This is a genomic window from Streptomyces roseus (assembly GCF_001044425.1).
GTDB lineage: Bacteria > Actinomycetota > Actinomycetes > Streptomycetales > Streptomycetaceae > Streptomyces > Streptomyces roseus.
The window spans coordinates 1-14234 of the sequence record NZ_LFML01000073.1; the positions used below are offsets into that span (position 1 = coordinate 1).

13 protein-coding genes, 1 rRNA gene and 1 pseudogene are annotated in these 14234 nt (G+C 74.6%); 12 read left to right on the forward strand and 3 right to left on the reverse strand.

The genetic code is table 11. The annotated features are described in order from the left end of the window. The 3 genes and pseudogenes from rrf to ACS04_RS40610 form a co-directional block, all read left to right on the forward strand. Positions 1-84, forward strand: a 5S ribosomal RNA gene (rrf, locus tag ACS04_RS18825); the annotation flags it as partial. 789 nt (positions 85-873) lie between these two features. Beyond that, positions 874-1686 (forward strand): annotated as a pseudogene (locus tag ACS04_RS40605) (hypothetical protein); the annotation flags it as partial. Positions 1687-1749: 63 nt separating this feature from the next. Beyond that, positions 1750-2643, forward strand: a complete 894-nt coding sequence (locus ACS04_RS40610) for a tetratricopeptide repeat protein (protein WP_078864968.1) — start codon at positions 1750-1752, stop codon at positions 2641-2643. 85 nt (positions 2644-2728) lie between these two features. Here the strand turns inward: ACS04_RS40610 and ACS04_RS18840 are convergent, their stop codons facing one another. After that, positions 2729-4000 carry a DUF1015 family protein gene (locus ACS04_RS18840; protein ID WP_048477819.1) on the reverse strand — a complete coding sequence of 424 codons (1272 nt, stop codon included), beginning with the start codon at positions 3998-4000 and terminating at the stop codon, positions 2729-2731. 152 nt (positions 4001-4152) lie between these two features. Here ACS04_RS18840 and ACS04_RS18845 point away from each other — a divergent pair, with 152 nt between their 5' ends. Genes ACS04_RS18845 through ACS04_RS18860 form a run of 4 tightly spaced genes read left to right on the forward strand, consistent with a single transcriptional unit; the run spans position 4153 to position 8186 of the window. After that, positions 4153-5184: an HAD hydrolase-like protein gene (locus ACS04_RS18845; RefSeq protein ID WP_048477831.1), complete on the forward strand. Its 1032-nt coding sequence runs from the start codon at positions 4153-4155 to the stop codon at positions 5182-5184. Positions 5185-5221: 37 nt separating this feature from the next. After that, on the forward strand, positions 5222-6268 hold the full coding sequence (locus tag ACS04_RS18850) for a FecCD family ABC transporter permease (RefSeq protein ID WP_209441724.1): 1047 nt from the start codon (positions 5222-5224) through the stop codon (positions 6266-6268). After that, the gene (locus ACS04_RS18855; protein WP_048477821.1) at positions 6265-7326 is read left to right on the forward strand and encodes a FecCD family ABC transporter permease; all 1062 of its coding nucleotides are present in this window, start codon (positions 6265-6267) and stop codon (positions 7324-7326) included. The genes ACS04_RS18850 and ACS04_RS18855 overlap by 4 nt, the downstream gene beginning before the upstream one ends. Continuing rightward, positions 7323-8186, forward strand: coding sequence for an ABC transporter ATP-binding protein (locus tag ACS04_RS18860; protein ID WP_209441725.1), 864 nt, complete (start codon positions 7323-7325; stop codon positions 8184-8186). Before ACS04_RS18855 ends, ACS04_RS18860 begins: the two co-directional genes overlap by 4 nt. Here the strand turns inward: ACS04_RS18860 and ACS04_RS18865 are convergent. Continuing rightward, the gene (locus ACS04_RS18865; RefSeq protein ID WP_048477823.1) at positions 8170-8517 is read right to left on the reverse strand and encodes an alkyl sulfatase C-terminal domain-containing protein; all 348 of its coding nucleotides are present in this window, start codon (positions 8515-8517) and stop codon (positions 8170-8172) included. The genes ACS04_RS18860 and ACS04_RS18865 overlap by 17 nt on opposite strands. Before the next feature lie 65 nt (positions 8518-8582). Between ACS04_RS18865 and ACS04_RS18870 the strand changes: the two genes are divergently transcribed. From ACS04_RS18870 to ACS04_RS18890, 5 genes are all read left to right on the forward strand, one after another. Then, the gene (locus tag ACS04_RS18870) at positions 8583-8849 is read left to right on the forward strand and encodes a hypothetical protein (RefSeq protein WP_048477824.1); all 267 of its coding nucleotides are present in this window, start codon (positions 8583-8585) and stop codon (positions 8847-8849) included. 7 nt (positions 8850-8856) lie between these two features. Next, a complete protein-coding gene (locus ACS04_RS18875; RefSeq protein WP_048477825.1) occupies positions 8857-9672 on the forward strand; it encodes a TlyA family RNA methyltransferase in 816 nt (271 codons plus the stop codon). Then, positions 9669-10643: an NAD kinase gene (locus tag ACS04_RS18880; RefSeq protein WP_048477826.1), complete on the forward strand. Its 975-nt coding sequence runs from the start codon at positions 9669-9671 to the stop codon at positions 10641-10643. Before ACS04_RS18875 ends, ACS04_RS18880 begins: the two co-directional genes overlap by 4 nt. 142 nt (positions 10644-10785) lie before the next feature. Beyond that, entirely contained in the window at positions 10786-12504 is a 1719-nt protein-coding gene (gene recN, locus ACS04_RS18885) for a DNA repair protein RecN (protein ID WP_048477827.1), read from the forward strand. 223 nt (positions 12505-12727) lie between these two features. Beyond that, positions 12728-13846, forward strand: a complete 1119-nt coding sequence (locus ACS04_RS18890) for a glycosyltransferase family 4 protein (RefSeq protein WP_048477828.1) — start codon at positions 12728-12730, stop codon at positions 13844-13846. A 34-nt stretch (positions 13847-13880) separates the two neighbouring features. On the opposite strand, the gene ACS04_RS18895 is transcribed toward ACS04_RS18890, so the two are convergent. After that, a partial coding sequence (locus ACS04_RS18895; RefSeq protein WP_048477829.1) for a PucR family transcriptional regulator occupies positions 13881-14234 on the reverse strand: 354 nt, incomplete at its 5' end.

Genomic DNA, 14234 nt, shown 5'->3' on the forward strand with positions numbered 1-14234 from the left:
TACATTCCGAACCCGGAAGCTAAGCCTTTCAGCGCCGATGGTACTGCAGGGGGGACCCTGTGGGAGAGTAGGACGCCGCCGAACAATCTTTCAAAGGACCCTTGGTCCAGCGTTCAACGCTGGACCAAGGGTCCTTTTTGTTTTTCACCTTTTTACGCCGAAGCGCGGCCATGGGTTGGTTGCGCGAGAATGACTAGCGGTACCCCGAAGACAGGAGTCACACCCATGTCCAACTCTCCCGACGATCGTCCGGAGCGCGAGCCTCGGCGCAACGACGGCGGTGACAGGGGCGGCTACCGCGGGGGCCGTGACGACCGTGGCGGTGACCGTGGTGGCTTCCGCCGCGACGACCGCGGTGGCCGTCCTACCGGTGACCGTCCCTCCAGCGGCGGTGGCAACTTCCGCCGCGACGACCGCGGTGGGCGTCCCGCCGGCGCCGCCGGCGGTGGCTTCCGCCGTGACGACCGTGGTGGGGACCGTCCGTCCTACCCGCGCCGTGATGACGACCGCGGTGGGCGTCCCTCGTACCCGCGTCGTGACGACGACCGCGGCGGCTTCCGCGGCGGCCGCGACGACCGTGGCGGCGACCGTCCCTCCTACCCGCGCCGTGACGACGACCGCGGCGGGCGCCCCTCCGGTGGCGGCGGCGGTTTCCGTCGTGACGACCGCGGTGGCGACCGCCCGTCCTACCCGCGTCGCGACGACGACCGCGGCGGCTTCCGCGGCGGCCGCGACGACCGTGGCGGCGACCGTCCCTCCTACCCGCGCCGCGACGACCGCGGTGACCGTCCCTCCGGTGGTGGCGGCGGCTTCCGTCGTGACGACCGCGGTGGCGACCGCCCGGCCGGCGGTGGCTTCCGCGGCCGCGAGGACCGTCCGTCCTACCCGCGCCGCGACGACCGGGGTGACCGTCCCTTCGGTGGCGGCGGTGGCTTCCGCCGTGACGACCGCGGTGACCGTCCCTCCGGTGGTGGTGGCTTCCGCCGTGACGACCGTGGTGGGGACCGTCCGTCCTACCCGCGCCGTGATGACGACCGTGGTGGGCGTCCCTCGTACCCGCGCCGTGATGACGACCGCGGTGGGCGTCCCTCGTACCCGCGTCGCGATGACGACCGCGGCGGCTTCCGCGGCGGCCGCGACGACCGTGGCGGCGACCGCCCCTCGTACCCGCGTCGTGACGACCGCGGTGACCGCCCCTCCGGTGGCGGCGGTGGCTTCCGCCGTGACGACCGCGGTGGGCGTCCCGCCGGCGCCGCCGGCGGTGGCTTCCGCCGTGACGACCGTGGTGGGGACCGTCCGTCCTACCCGCGTCGCGACGACGACCGCGGCGGCTTCCGCGGCGGCCGCGACGACCGTGGTGGCGACCGTCCCTCCTACCCGCGTCGTGATGACGACCGCGGCGGGCGCCCCTCCGGTGGTGGCGGCGGCTTCCGCCGTGACGACCGTGGCGGTGACCGTCCGTCCTACCCGCGTCGCGACGACGACCGCGGTGGGCGTCCCTCGTACCCGCGTCGCGATGACGACCGCGGCGGCTTCCGCGGCGGCCGTGACGACCGCGGCGGGGACCGTCCCTCCTACCCCCGCCGTGACGACCGCGGTGGCGACCGCCCCTCGTACCCGCGCCGCGACGACCGCGGTGGTTACCGTGGCGGCCGCGACGACCGCGGCGGCGACCGCGACTACCGTGCGGACCGCGACCGGGACCCGGTCAAGCGCCTCCCGATCGACGAGGACGTCACCGGTTTCGAGATCGACGCCGATGTCCGCCAGGAGCTCCTGAGCCTGCCCAAGGGGCTGGCCGAGGAGGTCTCCCGCAACCTGGTCATGGTGGCCCGGCTGATCGACGAGGACCCGGAGCAGGCGTACGCGTACTCGCGCATCGCCCTGCGCCTGGCCTCCCGCGTCGCCGCCGTACGCGAGGCCGCCGGCTTCGCCGCGTACGCCACGCAGAAGTACAGCGAGGCGCTCGCGGAGTTCCGCGCCGCCAAGCGCATGACCGGCTCCGTCGAGCTGTGGCCCGTCATGGCCGACTGCGAGCGCGGCCTCGGCCGCCCCGAGCGCGCGCTGGCCATGGCCGGCGAGCCCGAGGTGCAGAAGCTGGACAAGGCCGGCCAGGTCGAGATGCGCCTGGTCGCCGCCGGAGCCCGCCGGGACATGGGGCAGCTCGACGCCGCCATCGTGACCCTGCAGAGCCCGGAGCTGGCCTCCAACTCCGTGCAGCCGTGGACCGCGCGTCTGCGGTACGCCTACGCCGACGCCCTGCTGGCCGCCGGCCGCGAGGACGAGGCGCGCGAGTGGTTCGCCAAGACGGTCGAGGCGGACAAGGACGGGGCGATGGACGCCTCCGACCGGCTCGCCGAGCTGGACGGGGTCGAGTTCGTCGACGCGCTCGGCGGCGATGAGCCGGACGACGTCGATGCCGACATCGACGCCGACGACGAGGACGACGAGCAGGACGCCGCCGAGGTGGCCGCCGCCGAACGCGCCTCCGACCAGGCCGAGTACTACGACGAGGACGACGAGGAGTACGAGCCCCTCGAGCGCTCCGCGGCGGACGCCGACCTCGACGCCACCGACGAGATCGCCGTCGACGGGGACGAGGACCAGGACGAGGACCAGTCGCGGGACCGCGACAAGGCCTGAGCGCCTGACCGGCTGAGCTGAGAAAGGGCGGTACCCCTCCGGGGGTACCGCCCTTTTCCGTATCCGCGGCCGGCTCCGAGCGGGCTCAGTCGAGGCTGCGCAGGACCAGGCCGGTGGCCGGCTTCGGGCCGAACGAGGTGGACTTGCGGGGCATCGTGACGCCCTGGCGGGCCAGGTCCCGGACGACCGCCTCCCGTACGGGGTGCAGCAGGACGGCGGTGCCGCCGTGGCGCTCGGCCATGGCGACGGTGGCCGCGGCGTCGTGGATGTAGGTGATCTGGTCCGGGGTGTCCGGGATCTGCCACAGGACGTCCAGCAGGGTCGCGTGCAGCACCGTCGCGTCCAGCCGGCGCCACGCCTCGGGCCGGTCGCGCCGTACGGTGCGCTCCAGGAGGTCCAGGTCCGGGTCGGTGACCAGGTGGAAGGTGCCGTCGCCGGCCAGGAGGAAGGCGTTCCCGCGCTCCGCGGCGTCGGCGAGGGACTCCAGGGCGAGCGGCAGCGGGCCGTCGACCGGACGGACCAGGAAGCGGCCCTCCACGGCGGCCAGGGCGTCCGCGACCGGGAGGCGGCGCAGCATCCGGTGGATGGCGCGGACCTGGAGCGGGTAACGGGCGGTGTCGACGAGGAGAACCAGGCCGAAGTCCCATTCGGTGGGGGACGGGTGCTCCTCCTGGAGGCGCAGGTACGTCGCCCAGCGGTGGTGGCCGTCGGCGATGAGGGCCTGGCGGTGGCCGAGGTCGGAGGTGACGGCGGCCAGCTCGGCGGGGTCGGTGATGGCCCAGAGCCGGTGCCGGAAGCCGTCCTCGGTGGTGGTGGCCAGCAGGGGCGGGCGGGTCGCGGTCCGCTCGACGACGGCCGTCGCGCCGGTCGCGGGGTCACCGCCGAGGTAGGTGAGGAGGAGGGGCTCCAGATTGGCCGAAGCGGCCCGCATGAGACCGGCCCGGTCGCTGACCACGTCGGGCATGACGTCCTCGTGCGGGAGGACGATGCCGGCGTCGGGCTTCGAGAGGGCCAGGGCGCCGATCACGCCGCGCTGGAGCACGTTGCCCTTGCGCTGCTCGTACACGTAGAGCGCGGGCTCGGGGTCGGCGCTGAGGACGCCCTTGGCGAGCCAGTCGTGCAGGGTGTGCGCGGCCTGTTCGTTGCGTTCCGCGGAGGTGTCGGCCTGCGGGAGGATCAGGCGGACGATGTTGTGCGGGTCGGCGGACTCCAGGTGGTCGACGCCGTCGGGCCGCACGACCACGTCGTACGGCGGTGAGGTGACGGCGGCCAGGCTGCCGACACGCTCCGGGACGTAGCGCAGTCCATGGAAGGGGATCAGGCGCAGCCCGTCGTCCGCGGTACCAGGTGTGGTCATTGGTGCATGGTAAGACGCGTCTCGCGATGCGGGATGATCGGGTGAGGAAGACCGCAAGTCGCATGCGTTCGGTCTCGGTCACGGGCGGACGGATGCGGCGGACGGATGTGGCGGACGGACCGTCGTGGATCGAGCGGACAGGAGCCGACAGGATGACCCGGCAGAGCAGGACGAGTCCGGCGGGCAGCGAGCGCAGCCTGCACCAGGCGTACGACACGGCCCTGCTGGACCTGGACGGCGTGGTCTACGCGGGGGGCGAGGCGATCGCGCACGCGGCCGAGTCCCTGGCCGCGGCCCGGGACGCCGGGATGCACCTCGCGTACGTCACGAACAACGCGCTGCGCACCCCGGAGGCGGTCGCCGAGCACCTGGGCGAGCTGGGGATCCCGACCGAGGCCGGCGAGGTGATCACCTCGGCGCAGGCGGTGGCCCGGCTGATCTCGGAGCAGGTGGAGCCGGGTTCGAAGGTTCTGGTCATCGGCGGGGAGGGGCTGCGGGTCGCGCTGCGCGAGCGGGGGCTCGTACCGGTGGACTCCGCCGACGAGGAGGGCCTCGCGGCGGTCGTCCAGGGGTACGGGGGCCCGGACCTGCCGTGGTCGCGGTTCGCGGAGGCCTCGTACGCGATCCACCGCGGGGTGCCGTGGTTCGCCTCGAACACCGACCTGACGATTCCGGGGGCGCGGGGGATCGGGCCGGGCAACGGGGCGGCGGTGGAGGTGGTGCGGATCGCGACGGGCGCGGAGCCGCAGGTGGCGGGCAAGCCGCTGCCCCCGATGCACCGGGAGACGGTGCTGCGGACGGGGGCGCGGCGACCGCTGGTGGTCGGGGACCGGCTGGACACGGACATCGAGGGCGCGTTCAACGGGGAGGTGGACTCGCTCCTGGTGCTGACCGGTGTGACGGACGGGGCGCAGCTGTTGCGGGCCGAGCCGGCGCACCGGCCCACGTACGTGGACCGGGATCTGCGGGGGCTGTTGACGGGGCAGCCGGAGGTCGTGGCGGCGGGGGAGGGCTTCCGCTGCGGGGGCTGGACCGCGGTGGCGTCGGCGCAGGAGCTGGAGCTGCGGGGCGAGGGCGAGCCGCTCGACGGGTTGCGGGCGCTGTGCGCGGCGGCCTGGACGCGGGCGGGGGAGGGTTCCTGCGCGCTGGACGGGGGCAAGGCGCTGGCCCGCATCGGGCTTTAGGGCCTGCTCGGGCGCAGGGTAGGCTAACCTAACCTGCGTGTTGGTCGAGAGTCCCCCCGAACAGAGCGCGGCGCAGGTCGCCGCCATCCGCCCGCGGCACGCCGCGCGCGCCGCCGGTCTGGTCGGCGCCCTTGCGGTGCTGGCCGTGATCGCGGTGGCGAGCATCGCCGTGGGCGCCAGACAGATCCCCCTCGACCAGGTCTGGCACGGCCTGTTCCACTACGCGGGGACGCCCTCCGACGTGGTGGTGCGCGACCTGCGGGTCCCGCGCACCCTCCTGGGGCTGATGGTCGGGCTCGGCCTCGGCCTGTCCGGCGCCGTGATGCAGGCGCTGACCCGCAATCCGCTGGCCGAGCCCGGCATCCTCGGCGTCAACGCGGGCGCCGCGGCCGCCGTGGTCTCGGCGATCACCTTCCTCGGGGCCTCCTCGCTCGGCGAGTTCGTGTGGTGGGCCTTCCTCGGCGCCGCCGTCGTCTCCGTCGTGGTCTACGTACTGGGCGGCAGCCGCAGCGCGACCCCGGTGCGCCTCGCGCTCGCCGGTACGGCGGCCAGCGCGGCCCTGGTCGGCTACATCAACGCCGTGCAGCTGATGGACAGCAAGGCGCTGGACAAGCTGCGCTTTTGGACCGTGGGCTCCCTGGCGTCCGCGAACATGGACACCGTCCGGCAGGTCGCTCCGTTCCTGCTGGTGGGCGCGGGGATCGCGCTGACCCTGGGCCGGCCGCTCAACGCGATGGCCCTGGGCGACGACACCGCGCGGGCGCTGGGCGCCCATCTGACGCGGACCCGGATCGGCGCGATGGTGGCCATCACGCTGCTGTGCGGGGCGGCGACCGCCGCCTGCGGGCCGATCGTCTTCATCGGGCTGATGATCCCGCACCTGGTGCGGATCATCACCGGTCCGGACATGCGATGGGTCCTCGCCTACTCGGCGGTCCTCTCCCCGGTGCTGCTGCTGGGCGCGGACGTCATCGGCCGCGTCGTCACGCGGCCCGCCGAACTGCAGGTCGGCATCGTCACCGCGCTGATCGGCGGACCCGTCTTCATCCACCTCGTCCGGCGCAAGAGGATGGCCCAGCTGTGACCGTCGACCTTCGGGCGGACAAGCCCGGATCCCGTGCCCTGCGCGGCCCCGCAGGGCTGTCCCTGCGGGTGGAACCGCGCGCGCTGGCGGTCGGGCTGCTGCTCGTCGCGGCCGCGCTGGCCATGGCCGTCGTCCTCATCGGCACCGGCGATTTCGAGATCGCGCCGTGGGACGTCGTGCAGACCCTGCTGGGCAACGGCACCCCCGCGAACGACTTCATCGTCAACGACCTGCGACTGCCGCGGGTGGTGGTCGCGCTGCTGGTGGGCGCGGCGCTCGGGATGGCCGGCGCCGTCTTCCAGTCCGTCTCCCGCAATCCGCTCGGCTCCCCGGACCTGCTCGGCTTCGGCTACGGCTCGGCGGTCGGCGCGCTCGTCGTGATCGTCCTGTTCAAGGGCGGCGCGACGGAGGTCTCCGCGGGCGCGCTGGTGGGCGGGCTGCTCACCGGGGTCCTCGTCTACCTGCTGTCGTACCGGCGCGGCATCCACGGCTACCGGCTGGTGCTGGTCGGCATCGGGGCCTCCGCGATGCTCGTCGCCGTCATCAACTACCTGCTGACCAAGGCCCAGCTCGTCGAGGCGACGCGCGCGATGGTCTGGCTGACCGGCTCGCTGGCTGGCCGGGACTGGAGCCAGGTCTGGCCCCTGCTGGCGGTCTGCGCCGCGCTGTTCCCGCTCGTCCTCGGCCAGGGCAGGGCCCTGCGGATGATGGAGATGGGCGACGACGCCGCGTACGCCCTCGGAGTACGGGTGGAGCGGACGCGGATGCTGCTGATGCTGGCGGCGGTCCTGCTGACCACCGCGGCCGCCGCGGCCGCGGGCCCCATCTCCTTCGTCGCCCTGGCCGCGCCCCAGCTGGCCCGGCGCCTGACCCGCTCGCCCGGGTCGAACCTGCTCACCGGCGCGCTGATGGGATCCGTCCTGCTGCTCGTGTCCGACTGGGCCTCGCAGCGCGCCTTCGGCGCCGACCAGCTGCCGGTGGGCGTGGTGACCGGGCTGGTCGGCGGTGTCTACCTGCTCTGGCTGCTCGTCACCGAGCGCAAGGCGGGACGTATATGAGCACGGACACGAGCAACTCAAGGAGTACGCAGGTGCAGCGGCTGACCGCGCAGAACGTGACCCTCGGCTACGAGCAGCGGGTCATCGCCGAGAACCTGTCGGTGGAGATCCCCGACCACTCGTTCACGGTGATCGTCGGACCCAACGCGTGCGGCAAGTCCACGCTGCTGCGCGCCCTGGCGCGGATGCTGAAGCCGTCCGCGGGGCAGGTGCTGCTGGACGGGCAGGCCATCGGCTCGATGCCGGCGAAAAAGGTCGCCAGGACGCTCGGCCTGCTGCCGCAGTCCTCGATCGCGCCGGACGGGATCACCGTCGCCGACCTCGTCTCGCGCGGCCGGTACCCGCACCAGGGGCTGCTGCGGCAGTGGTCGCCGCAGGACGAGCGGATCGTACGGGAGTCGATGGCCTCGACCGGGGTCGCCGAGCTCGCCGACCGGTCGGTGGACGAGCTGTCGGGCGGGCAGCGCCAGCGGGTGTGGATCGCGATGGCGCTGGCCCAGCAGACGCCGCTGCTGCTGCTGGACGAGCCGACCACGTACCTGGACATCCAGCACCAGATCGACGTGCTGGACCTGTGCGCCGATCTGCACGAGGAGCAGGGCCGGACCCTGGTGGCCGTGCTGCACGACCTCAACCACGCGGCCCGCTACGCCACGCACCTCATCGCGATGCGCGGCGGGCAGGTCGTGGCGCAGGGTCCTCCGGCCGAGGTGGTCACGGCGGAGCTGGTGGAGGAGGTCTTCGGCCTGCGCTGCCAGATCATCGGCGACCCCGAGACGGGCACCCCGCTGGTGATCCCGGCGGCGCGCAGGCCGAAGTCCCGGGCCCTGCGGCCGGCGGGTACTACAGCAGGCTCTTGAGGCGGAGCAGGTCGCGGAGGCCGGCCTCCAGGCGGACCCGGCCGGAGGCCCAGGCCTTGGCGAACTTGAGGTCGCCCGCGACCATCGCCACCAGGTCGTCACCCGTCATCGCCAGCCGGATCTGGGCCTTCGCGGCGGGCGGACCGGGGGAGACCGCGTCCACTCGGATCCGGCCGTCTTCGAGGCGGCCGGTGAAGGTCTGGTCCAGGTCCGTGATGTGGCAGCTCAGGGAGCGGTCCAGCGCGGCGGCGCCGCGCACCCCGCCGTCGGCCCGCGCGAGGTTGCCGGAGAGTGTGTCGAGTGCGGCTCGGCACTCATCGATCGTAGCCATCGTGATCTCGACCGTACCGCAGAGCCGTGCACGGCCGCCCGGGAGCTTCGCGGTAGCGTCGGGGCATGAGCGACGACACGGCCGACGCGGCGGACACGGACGGGGGCGCACCGGACGCGTCCGGGGAGGCGGCGCCCGAGCCCCTGGGGCTCGTCCGTACGCCCACCGGCCACCCCGGGGTGGACGCGCACCTGGAGCGCCTGGCCGACGCCGACCACCTCACGGCGGACGGACACGTCGCGGTGTACGAGGATGTGCACAGGGGGTTGCGTGATGCGCTGACCGCGCTGGACGCACCGCCCGTCCCCGGACCGCACGAAAACAGGAGCTGAACCGAACGTGGCAGGAGTGGCACGCCGCCGCCTGGACGCCGAACTGGTACGCCGCAGCATGGCCCGCTCGCGCGAGCACGCCGCCCAGCTGATCGCCGCGGGCCGGGTGACCGTCGGCGGCGCCACCGCGACCAAGGCGGCCACCCAGGTCGAGACCAGCGCGGCCCTCGTCGTCCTCAAGGACGACAGCGACCCCGACTACGTCTCCCGGGGCGGCCACAAGCTGGCGGGGGCGCTCGCGGCCTTCCGGCCGCGGGGGCTGGCCGTCGAGGGCCGCCGCGCGCTGGACGCCGGCGCCTCCACGGGCGGGTTCACCGACGTGCTGCTGCGCGCGGGCGTGGCCCACGTCATGGCCGTGGACGTCGGCTACGGGCAGCTCGCCTGGTCGCTGCAGAGCGACGACCGGGTCACCGTCAAGGACCGTACGAACGTCCGCGAGCTGACCGTCGAGCAGCTCGACGGGGTCCCGGTCGACCTGGTCGTCGGCGACCTGTCCTTCATCTCCATCGGCCTGGTGCTGCCGGCCCTGGTGCGCTGCTGCGCGCCGGACGCGGACCTGGTGCTGATGGTCAAGCCGCAGTTCGAGGTCGGCAAGGACCGGCTCGGCAGCGGCGGTGTCGTGCGCAGCCCGGAGCTGCGCGCGGAGGCCGTGCGCGAGGTGGCGGCCCGGGCGGCGAAGCTGGGGCTGGGCGTGCTCGGGGTGACCGCGAGCCCGCTGCCCGGTCCGTCGGGGAACGTCGAGTACTTTCTGTGGCTGCGGGCGGGGGCACCGGCACTCGACCCGGCGGATGTTGACCGTGCAGTGGCGGAGGGGCCTCAGTGACTGATTCAGCGGACAGGTCGTCGTACACGTCGGACAGTGCGGAGAGCGGGGACGGCGCCGACCCGGCGGCCGCCGGGCGGGGGCGGACCGTCTTCCTGCTCGCGCACACGGGGCGGCCCGCGGCCATCCGCAGCGCGGAGCTGGTCGTCCAGGGGCTGCTCAAGAACGGCCTGGGCGTACGGGTCGTCGAGTACGAGGCGCGGGACCTGCCGCTGCCGCCCGAGGTGGAGCTGGTGTCCGAGTGCACCCCCGAGGTGCTCGAAGGCTGCGAGCTGCTGATCGTGCTGGGCGGTGACGGCACCCTGCTGCGCGGCGCGGAGTTCGCGCGCGGCTCCGGGGTGCCGATGCTGGGTGTGAACCTGGGCCGGGTCGGCTTCCTCGCGGAGGCCGAGCGGGAGGACCTGGACCAGGTCGTGGAGCGGGTCGTGACGCGGGCGTACGAGGTCGAGGAGCGGATGACCCTCGACGTGCTCGTACGGACCAACGGCGACGTGCTCCACCGGGACTGGGCGCTGAACGAGGCCGCCGTCCAGAAGGTGTCCCCCGAGCGGATGCTGGAGGTGGTCCTGGAGATCGACGGGCGCCCGGTGTCCGGCTTCGGCTGCGACGGGATCGTCTGCGCGACCCCGACCGGCTCGACGGCGTACGCCTTCTCCGCGGGCGGGCCGGTGGTCTGGCCGGAGGTGGAGGCGCTGTTGATGGTGCCGATCAGCGCGCACGCGCTGTTCGCGAAGCCGCTGGTGACCTCGCCGGACTCGGTGCTGGCGGTGGAGGTGCAGCACGGGGTGCCGCACGGGGTGCTGTGGTGCGACGGCCGCCGGATGACGGAGCTGCCGGCCGGTGCCCGGGTGGAGGTCCGGCGGGGCGCGGTCCCGGTGCGGCTCGCCCGGCTGCACCACGCGTCGTTCACGGACCGGCTCGTCGCGAAGTTCGCGCTCCCGGTGTCGGGCTGGCGCGGGGCTCCCCACTGAGAGCCCCGCGCCGCGGCCCCCGCCGCGGGGCTCCGCACCCGCCGGGAGACTCTCCGATAGCACATGCGTTCGGAAGACTCCCGACGGGTGACGTCACATGGCACGGGTGAAACCTCGGTATCGTCGTCCCGTGCTTGAGGAGATGCGGATACGGTCGCTCGGGGTCATCGACGACGCGGTGGTCGAGCTGTCGCCCGGTTTCACCGCGGTGACCGGCGAGACCGGCGCGGGCAAGACGATGGTCGTCACCAGCCTCGGCCTGCTGCTCGGCGGCCGCGCCGACCCGGCCCTGGTACGGATCGGGGCCAAGGCGGCGGTCGTGGAGGGCCGCATCGTCATGAGCCCCGGCGCGCCCGCCGCCGTACGCGCCGAGGAGGCGGGGGCCGAGCTCGACGACGGCGCCCTGCTGATCAGCCGGACCGTGTCCGCCGAAGGGCGCTCGCGCGCCCACGTGGGCGGCCGCTCCGTGCCCGTCGGCCTGCTCGGCGAACTCGCGGACGACCTGGTCGCCGTACACGGCCAGACCGACCAGCAGGGGCTGCTGCGGCCCGCCCGCCAGCGCCAGGCCCTCGACCGGTACGCGGGCGACGCCGTCGCCGTACCGCTGGAGAAGTACGGGGCCGCCTACCGGCGGCTGCGCGCGGTCGCCGCGGAACTCGACGAGATCACCACCCGGGCACGGGAACGGGCCCAGGAGGCCGACCTCCTGCGCTTCGGCCTGGAGGAGATCGCGGCGGTGGAGCCGCTGGCCGGCGAGGACGCCGAGCTGGCGGCGGAGGCCGAGCGGCTCGGCCACGCCGAATCGCTCGCCTCGGCGGCGCAGATGGCCCACGCGGCGCTCGCCGGCGACGTCGAGGACCCGGAGGGCGTCGACGCGAACACCCTCGTCGCCGGCGCGCACCGGGCCCTGGACGCCGTACGGTCGCACGACCCGGCGCTCGGCGCGCTCGCCGAGCGGATCGGGGAGCTCGGGATCCTGCTCGCCGACGTGGCCGGGGAGCTGGCCGGGTACGCCGACGACCTGGACGCCGATCCGCTGCGGCTGGCCGCGGTGGAGGAGCGCCGGGCGGCGCTGACCCAGCTCACGCGCAAGTACGGCGACTCGATCGACTCCGTGCTGGAGTGGGCCGAGCGCGGTGCGGCGCGGCTGCTGGAGCTGGACGGCGACGACGAGCGGATCACCGAGCTGACCGCCGAGCGCGACGGCCTGCGGTCCGAACTGTCCCTGCTGGCACAGGCGCTGACGGACGCCCGGGTGGAGGCGGCGACGCGCTTCGCGTCGGCCGTCACGGCGGAGATGGCCTCGCTGGCGATGCCGCACGCGCGGGTGACGATCGACGTCCGGCAGGTGGAGGACCCCGACGGGGTGGAGGTCGACGGCCGTCCGGTCGCGTACGGGCCCTCGGGCACGGACGAGGTCGAACTGCTGCTGGCCCCGCACCCGGGCGCCCAGCCGCGGCCGATCGCCAAGGGCGCCTCGGGAGGCGAGCTCTCCCGCGTGATGCTGGCGGTGGAGGTCGTGTTCGCGGGCTCCGACCCGGTCCCCACGTACCTCTTCGACGAGGTCGACGCGGGCGTCGGCGGCAAGGCGGCCGTGGAGGTGGGGCGGCGCCTGGCGAAACTGGCCAAGTCGGCGCAGGTCGTGGTCGTCACCCACCTGCCGCAGGTGGCCGCCTTCGCCGACCGGCAGCTGCTGGTGGAGAAGACCAACGACGGATCGGTGACCAGGAGCGGGGTCAAGGTCCTGGAGGGCGAGGACCGCGTCCGCGAGCTCTCGCGCATGCTGGCGGGCCACGAGGACTCCGTCTCCGCACGGGCGCACGCGGAGGAACTCCTGGCGGCGGCACGCGCGGACGCCTAGGCCGCAAAGCAGCGCCGCGGCCGCTGCGCCCGGGGCCCGGGACGGATGCCGTCCCGGGCTCCGGCGTACGCCCCGGGATGGCGCGCGCTACGCCGTGTGGGTGAGGCTCGGGGGTGCGGGGCGGTATCTCCCGCGGGATCCGTACCCGTATGGTCCCGGAACGCGCGTGCGGACTGGCATTCTGGGCGACGACTCTGCCTCCCTCACCCTGGAGCTTCGGCCCGTGAGCAGCTCCCCGGTCTCGACCCCGGTCCCCGCGCAGCCGTACGGGCGGCCGCCGCTCCGCACCGTCCAGGTACTCGGCGGTGCGGGCGCGGGCAGCAGCGCCCACGTACGGTCCCTGACGACCGGACTCGCCGCGCGCGGGGTACGGGTGACGGTGTGCGCGCCCGTGGAGGCGGAGGGGGAGTACGACTTCACCGGCGCGGGGGCGCAGTTCACCCCGGACGCGGTGAGCGCGCTGCGGGCCGTGTGCGCCGGGGCGGACGTGGTGCACGCGCACGGGCCGCGGGCCGGGATGCGGGCCGTGCTGGCGCTGCGCGGGCGCCGGGTGCCGCTGGTGGTCTCCTGGCACGGCGGCGGGCCCGCGGCCGAGGGCCCGTTCGGCGGCCTGGGCCGGGTACTGGAACGGCATGTGGCGCGGGCGGCGGCGGTGGTGCTCGGCGCCTCCTCGGACCAGGTGGACCTGGCGCGGGCGCGCGGCGCGCGGGACGCCCGGCTGGCGCCGGTGGCGGTGCCGGCGGGGCCGGCCGGTCCGGACGCCGGGGCGGACCCCGGCAAGGTCCGGGCGGAACTGGGGGCGGTGGAGCGCCCGTTGCTGATCGCGGTCGGGAGCCTGGTGGAACACCGGGGGTACTCGGTGCTGCTGGACGCGGCGCGGGCCTGGCGGGTGCTGGAGCCGCTGCCGCTGGTGGTGATCGCGGGGGAGGGCCCGCAGCGGGCGGAACTCGCCCGGCGGATCGAGGCCGAGGGGCTGCCGGTACGGCTGCTGGGACGGCGTCCGGACGCCGCGCAGCTGCTGGCGGCGGCGGACGTGGCGGTGCTGCCGAGCCGCTGGGAGGCGCGGTCCCTGCTCGCGCAGGAGGCACTGCGGGCCGGGGTGCCGCTGGTGGCGACGGCGGTCGGGGGCGTACCGGAGCTGATCGGGGACGCGGGGATCCTGGTGCCGTACGGGGACGCGGCCGCCCTGTCCGCGGCGGTGACGGAGCTCCTGTCGGACCCGCCGCGCCGGGCCGCCCTGGCCGCGGCCGGCCGCGCCCAGGCGGCCACCTGGCCCACGGAGGACGACACGGTGGCCCAGATCCTGTCGGTCTACGACGAACTGAGGGACCGCCGCGCATAGCCTCCGGCCGCCCGCCGGGGCGCCGGGCGAGGCGTCAGGAAGGCTGGGTGTGGCGCCGGGCGCGCAGGGCCAGGCTCAGGGAGAGGACCGTCTCCGGGTCGTCCAGGTCCGTGCCCAGGAGCTCCGAGATGCGGGCCAGGCGGTTGTAGAGGGTCTGGCGGTTCAGGTGCAGCTCGCGCGCCGTCTCCGCCTTGCGGCCCGCGTGGGCCAGGTACGTCTCCAGGGTCGGCAGCAGCGGCGGGCGGGACGTCGTGTCGTGCACGCGCAGTGCGCCGATCGCGCGGTCCACGAACGCCGCCAGGTCGGGGTGTTCGCGCAGCCGCCACAGCAGCAGGTCGATGTCCAGGCGGCGGGCGTCGTACCAGGGCCGGGCCGGCAGGCCGTGCGC